Annotated in this window: 7 protein-coding genes and 2 pseudogenes; all 9 read left to right on the forward strand. The window is 37.6% G+C overall.

The annotated features are described in order from the left end of the window. Window positions 1-2: 2 nt before the first annotated feature. Window positions 3-395, forward strand: coding sequence for a tyrosine-type recombinase/integrase (locus WMO75_RS07975; protein WP_227223032.1), 393 nt, complete (start codon window positions 3-5; stop codon window positions 393-395). Further along, window positions 347-544: pseudogene (locus WMO75_RS07980) on the forward strand (permease); the annotation flags it as partial. The gene WMO75_RS07975 and the pseudogene WMO75_RS07980, both read left to right, overlap by 49 nt. Before the next feature lie 15 nt (window positions 545-559). Then, entirely contained in the window at window positions 560-952 is a 393-nt protein-coding gene (locus tag WMO75_RS07985; RefSeq protein ID WP_227223031.1) for a thioredoxin family protein, read from the forward strand. Window positions 953-1143: 191 nt separating this feature from the next. Next, window positions 1144-1997, forward strand: a pseudogene (gene arsB / locus WMO75_RS07990) (ACR3 family arsenite efflux transporter). Further along, window positions 1994-2398, forward strand: coding sequence for an arsenate reductase ArsC (locus tag WMO75_RS07995; protein ID WP_118489323.1), 405 nt, complete (start codon window positions 1994-1996; stop codon window positions 2396-2398). Before arsB ends, WMO75_RS07995 begins: the two are co-directional and overlap by 4 nt. A 314-nt stretch (window positions 2399-2712) precedes the next feature. Then, on the forward strand, window positions 2713-3966 hold the full coding sequence (locus WMO75_RS08000) for an ATP-binding protein (protein WP_227223030.1): 1254 nt from the start codon (window positions 2713-2715) through the stop codon (window positions 3964-3966). Between the two features lie 357 nt (window positions 3967-4323). Further along, the gene (locus tag WMO75_RS08005; RefSeq protein ID WP_227223029.1) at window positions 4324-4917 is read left to right on the forward strand and encodes a helix-turn-helix domain-containing protein; all 594 of its coding nucleotides are present in this window, start codon (window positions 4324-4326) and stop codon (window positions 4915-4917) included. A gap of 131 nt (window positions 4918-5048) precedes the next feature. Then, on the forward strand, window positions 5049-5810 hold the full coding sequence (locus tag WMO75_RS08010) for a class I SAM-dependent methyltransferase (protein WP_227223028.1): 762 nt from the start codon (window positions 5049-5051) through the stop codon (window positions 5808-5810). Window positions 5811-5847: 37 nt separating this feature from the next. Further along, entirely contained in the window at window positions 5848-6342 is a 495-nt protein-coding gene (locus tag WMO75_RS08015) for an HD domain-containing protein (protein ID WP_227223027.1), read from the forward strand. Window positions 6343-6413 lie beyond the last annotated feature (71 nt).

A 6413-nucleotide genomic window follows, 5' to 3' on the forward strand; every position in this document is an offset into this window, starting at 1 on the left:
CAATGGGTGTTTACAAAGAAGGAAAGAACTGGAAAGTCCAGGTCTATTATAAAGATTGGCAGGGCAACCAAAAGAGAAAACAAAAACGAGGATTCCGAACCAAGGGTGAAGCAAAAGAGTGGGAGCGAGACTTCCTTCAGCAACAGAGCCAGGGTGTGGATATCGAATTCGGGAACTTTCTGGAAATCTACTATAAGGATATGGATGTCAGACTTCGGGAACACACCATGTATACAAAGCGTTACATCATTGACTTGAAGATCAGACCGTATTTTGAGAAAAAGATTCTTAGTGAGATTACGGTGGCAGATGTACGTGCATGGCAGAATGAGTTGTTGATGTATAAGCACTGCTTGCTAAAGGTGCAAGATTGGGCGTTGTGTTGTCATTTATGATGGGAGTAACCACACTGTCTCTTCCATCCATGATTATGCTGAAAAAGGCAATCAAACCAAAACTCTTAGGTTTGTTCATTGGAATCTGTACCGTAGGAATTATTATTGTTGGTTATGCATTTAATGCATTTCAATATTTGCTTATTTAACAGGAGGAAAAGATTATGTCATTATTTGGATTAGGAAAGAAAAAAGAAGAAGTTAAGATAGAGCCAGCTTGTGCTTGCAATGGAGAAGTAGCTACTTATGAAGCATCATCATGTTGCTGTGGCGGTCAACAGGTAGATAACTGTTGTGGTGGAGATAATAAGCTTACAAGCATTAAGGTGCTTGGTGCTGGGTGTAAAAGCTGTCATGATCAGTATGAAAATGTTAAAAAGGCCATTGAAGAATTAGGGTTAGGAATTAAAGTAGAATATATCACAGATATGGAAAAGGTTATGGCTTACGGTGTTATGAGTATGCCTGCCATTGTTGTGAATGAAACAGTTGCTTCAATGGGGAAAGTATTAAACAGCACTGAAGTAATTAAGCTGCTTGGAAAGTTGGGATTTTAATGGCAAAGAAAAAGAGTGAAGGAATTAATTTTTTCCAAAAGTATCTTACAATCTGGGTATTTATATGTATGGTAGTCGGAGTAATCATTGGTAAGTTATTACCGGCCATACCTAACGCACTCGGTAATCTTGAAATATCTGGAATTTCTATTCCGATTGCAATACTTATCTGGATTATGATTTATCCAATGATGCTAAAAGTGGATTTTCAGAGTATTAAACAAGTGGGAAAGAATCCCAAAGGGCTTTTCATTACATGGATTACAAATTGGCTAATAAAACCATTTACCATGTATGGAATTGCATCATTGTTCTTGTTTACAGTATTTAAAGGATTTATTGCACCAGAACTTGCTACTCAGTATCTTGCAGGAGCAGTGCTTCTTGGAGCAGCACCATGTACAGCAATGGTATTTGTATGGAGTACTCTTACAAAAGGAAATCCTGCTTATACTGTGTACAGGTAGCAACGAACGATTTAATCATACTGATTGCATTTGTGCCAATTGTAAAGTTTTTGCTTGGAGTATCAAATGTATCAGTCCCCTATGGAACATTGTTTTTCAGTGTGATTCTGTTTGTGGTGATTCCGCTTGTTGGGGGTGTATTAACAAGAATAGTTGTAGTTAAAAATAAAGGAATAGGGTATTTTGAAAACACTTTTGTTCATAAGTTTGATAACGCAACTACAGTTGGCTTGCTTCTTACTTTGGTTTTAATATTTGCATCACAAACAGAAGTTATCTTATCAAATCCTTTGCACATAGTGTTGATAGCAGTGCCGCTCACGGTTCAGACTGTTCTTATTTTCTTTATTGCTTATTCAGCGTCAAAGATATTTGGAATGTCACATGACATAGCAGCACCGGCAGGAATGATAGGGGCATCAAACTTCTTTGAGTTAGCTGTAGCCGTAGCTATTGCATTATTTGGTACAACGAGTCCGGCTGCACTTGCAACAACGGTAGGTGTATTAACAGAAGTTCCTGTTATGCTTGCGCTTGTAAAGGTGGCCAATAGTACAAGAGGATGGTTTAAGAAATGATAGATGGAAGAAAAAAGGTAGCATTTATCTGTGTTCACAATTCCTGTAGAAGTCAGATTGCCGAGGCACTTGGAAAACATCTAGCATCTGATGTGTTTGAAAGCTATTCTGCCGGGACAGAAACAAAGCCACAAATCAATCAGGATGCTGTTCGCATAATGAAAAAACTCTATGGAATTGATATGGAAACAAATGGTCAATACAGCAAGTTAATTACAGATATCCCAGACGTAGACATCGCAATTTCAATGGGATGTAATGTTGGATGTCCTTTTATCGGCAGACCTTTTGATGATAACTGGGGACTAGATGACCCTACAGGAAAAGATGATGTGGATTTTATTAAAGTAATTAATCAGATAGAACTGAAAATAAAGAATATGATAGATAGGATGAAATAGACAGATTCGAGTTTGTTGAACTGAATCCGAAAAGCATTAGGGCGCAGAGGAGATAGAATCCTTTGCGTAAAAGACTAACGAACATATTTAATGAAACATCGGAACCATCTTCTTTTTGTTGTTTACCTATAATAACGATTGGAGTAGTCGATTATAGACACTGCAATCAAAAAATCTGAAAATATATTTATCAACATTACATAAAAGTGTGTAGATGCACATAAAATGGGAATACTTATTGAAACTCAGGTCGTTCTGTGATAGAATCTTATTACTAAAAAGTGTGCAGATGCACGGAAATGGGGAATGTAACGGTGGAGATTAAAAGAGACGCTTACCTACAGCAGCTGATCGAGCGAAAAGATAATGGAATGATAAAGGTGATTACCGGTATTCGTAGATGTGGCAAATCCTTTTTGCTGTTTACCATCTTTAAGAGATACTTACTGGAGAACGGCGTTGATGTTGATCATATTATTGAAATTGCATTGGATGGTATTGAGAACGAAGAATTAAGAGATCCCAAGGTATGCTTCAAGTACATCAAGGATACCATGAAAGACGACGGGAAGTATTATCTCCTTTTAGATGAAGTGCAGTTCATGCCACGATTTGAGGAAGTGCTGAACAGCCTGCTCCGCATGAGCAATATTGATGTGTATGTCACCGGAAGTAATTCCAAGTTCCTGTCCAGCGACATTGTGACCGAATTCCGTGGCAGAGGTGATGAGATTAGAATCTACCCTCTCTCCTTTGCAGAGTTTTATTCTGTCTATGACGGCGATTATGATGATGCCTGGGATGACTACATGATCTACGGAGGATTGCCGCAGATCGTAAGTTTCCAGAGCGAACGACAGAAAGCGGACTATCTGAAGAACATCTTTGCAAATGTCTATCTGAAGGATGTTATTGAAAGAAATAAGATTCAGAACGTGGATGAGATTGGGATTCTGGTTGATGTGCTTGCATCTGCAATCGGCGCACCGACCAACCCTTCAAAGATTGCCAATACCTTTGCCAGCGAGCACCAGATGACTTATGCTAATAAAACCATCTCCAAGCATATCGACCATTTGACAGATGCCTTTTTGATTTCCAAGGCAAGCCGATACGATATTAAGGGCAGAAAGTATATCGGTGCAAATCTGAAATACTACTTTACTGATCTGGGACTGAGAAATGCACGTCTGAATTTCAGACAGCAGGAGCCTACTCATATCATGGAGAACATTGTTTATAACGAGCTGCTGATCCGTGGCTACAATGTTGATGTGGGTGTCGTGGATATCTTCGGTAAGGATAAAGAGGGCAAACGTGTTCGCAAGCAGTTGGAGGTTGACTTTGTGGTGAATCAAGGAAACCAGAGATACTATATCCAGGTTGCATATGACATGACTTCGGAAGAAAAACAGACGCAGGAGTTCAATTCTCTGCGTAATATCCCGGACTCTTTCAAGAAGATCGTCATAGTAAATGGCAGCAAAAAGCCTTGGAGAAATGATGAAGGTTTTGTCATCATGGGAATGAAGTATTTCTTGCTGAATGCGAATAGTCTGGAATTTTAAGTCGATTTGAGTTGTTGCTGTGGTGTTGTTCTATTTCAAAAAAGAGTGAAATGATATAAATAAGGCCACGGCTGATTTCATGTTGGAACAGCCGTGGCTCAGTTTATTTTTTTATCCGTACAAACGAGACTGTTCCGCAGATTATGTAGAACAGACAGAGTACGATTCCGATAGTGAGAACATACGAGAATAAAGATGAACTTAAGAACGAAATAAACAAAAGTTTTTGAAACTGAGAAATAGGAATTTGTGTAGGAGATAGTTTATTATGAAGAAGTATAAAAGGAAACTCTACTTTTCGTAGATAGCGGAAATAAAAACTGTGATTTAGAATGTGGCTATGGAGGTAGTAAGAAAATGAATCAATACGTAACTGGAGCAGTGATTAAAGAACTGCGTGAAAAAAACAATGTCACACAATTACAGTTAGCAGACAAATTAGGGGTTAGTGATAAGACAATCTCTAAATGGGAGACAGGAAAAGGATATCCGGATATTACATTATTAGATCCGATTGCCAATGCCCTTTCGGTGTCTGTTGCTGAGCTGATTTCTGGGAATACAGTTTATAATTCCAATATATCTGCAAATATGTTGCGTTCCCAATTTTATGTGTGTCCGGTTTGTGGAAATGTAATTCATGGTATGGGAGAATCTGTGATTCACTGTCATGGAGTATTACTGCAACCGGAAGAAGCTGAAGAAACAGACGAAAACCATAAGATTTTTATAGAACATGTAGAGGATGAATATTATGTGCAGATAAGGCATGAGATGACCAAAGATCATTACATTTCTTTTATTGCAGCAGTTTCTTCTGACAGGATGCAGATGGTAAAGCTGTATCCGGAAGGAGATGCACAGGCACGTTTTAAGATTAACGGAGTAAAAAAGATCTATTTTTACTGCAATAGAAGTGGATTGTTTTCGGTTACTCTGCTGAAAAATTGAATTGACGATAAAATGGCAGAGAAATCAATCATATGCTTTGATTATCCATTAATGGATGAAAGCAATGAAAATTCCCGTTTATTGGGAAGTTGCAGAGAACGAAAAATCGGAAGTTTACAGCGAGGTGAAAGATGTTGAATTATGTAGAATATGGAAAAGAAAACAAATATGATGATGATATATTTTTTCAAAAATACAGTCAAATGAGTCGCTCACAGCAGGGACTAGCCGGTGCAGGAGAATGGGAAACATTGAGAAAGCTGCTGCCGGATTTTAAAGATAAGCGTGTGCTTGATTTAGGATGCGGCTATGGATGGCACTGTATTTATGCGATGGAACACGGAGCGTCTTCTGTTGTAGGTGTTGATATTTCTCATAAAATGCTCGAGGTAGCCAAAGAAAAAACACATTTTCCACAGGTTGAATATAAATGCTGTGCTATAGAAGATGTGGAATTCCCAGAGGAGAGTTTTGATGTAATATTAAGTTCACTTGCGTTTCACTATGTAGCAGATTATGAGATTTTAGTAAAAAAGATATATAGAATACTGAAGTCTGGTGGTAAGCTAGTTTTTACGGTTGAACATCCTGTTTTTACTGCCTATGGAACACAAGACTGGTATTATAACGAAAAAGGAGAAATACTGCATTTTCCGGTGGATAATTATTATTATGAGGGCAAACGAACAGCTGTGTTTTTGGGAGAAAAGGTTACAAAATTTCATAGAACACTGACCACATATCTAAATACACTGCTTTCAAATGGTTTTATAATAAATCATATTGTGGAGCCGCAGCCGCCGGAAAACATGATGGATATTCCGGGGATGCGGGATGAAATGCGCCGTCCCATGATGCTGATTGTATCGGCGAACAAAAAAGTGGATAGATAGAACTAAAACTCCTATAAGGTATAAATGGAGGTAATTTATGTTTAAAGAAAAAATTATTATAGAGATGAAAGAAGTATTCAAAGAAATTCCTTTTGGCATAGAGCATACTCTCAAAGTTTTGAAAAATGCAGAAGATATAATGAAAGGAGAAAATATCGGAGAGGAAGAAAAAGAATTCATCAGTATTATTGCTATACTACATGATATTGGTGCGGTTGAAGCACAAAAAAAATACGGTTCTATTGATGGTGCCTATCAAGAAAAGGAAGGACCAGAAGTAGCGAAAGAAATATTAAAAAAGGTAGGCTATAACAAAAATATTGATAGAATATGCTTTATAATAGGCAACCATCATACTCCATCTAAAATTGATGGACTAGATTTTCAAATACAATGGGAAGCTGATTTGCTTGAAAATTTAACGGTTATGGATAAAGAAAAAGAACAGGAAAAGATAAAAAAGTGTATAGATGAAAACTTTAAAACAAACACAGGAAAAAGGATAGCTTATAATCGCTTTATTTTAGGATAATAAGCGGGAATCCTCGGCAATTCAATTACCGAGATGAAAGCGCAGGAGTGTGCGTATCCGCACAAAAAATA

This window comes from Blautia intestinihominis, assembly GCF_040096655.1.
GTDB lineage: Bacteria > Bacillota > Clostridia > Lachnospirales > Lachnospiraceae > Blautia_A > Blautia_A intestinihominis.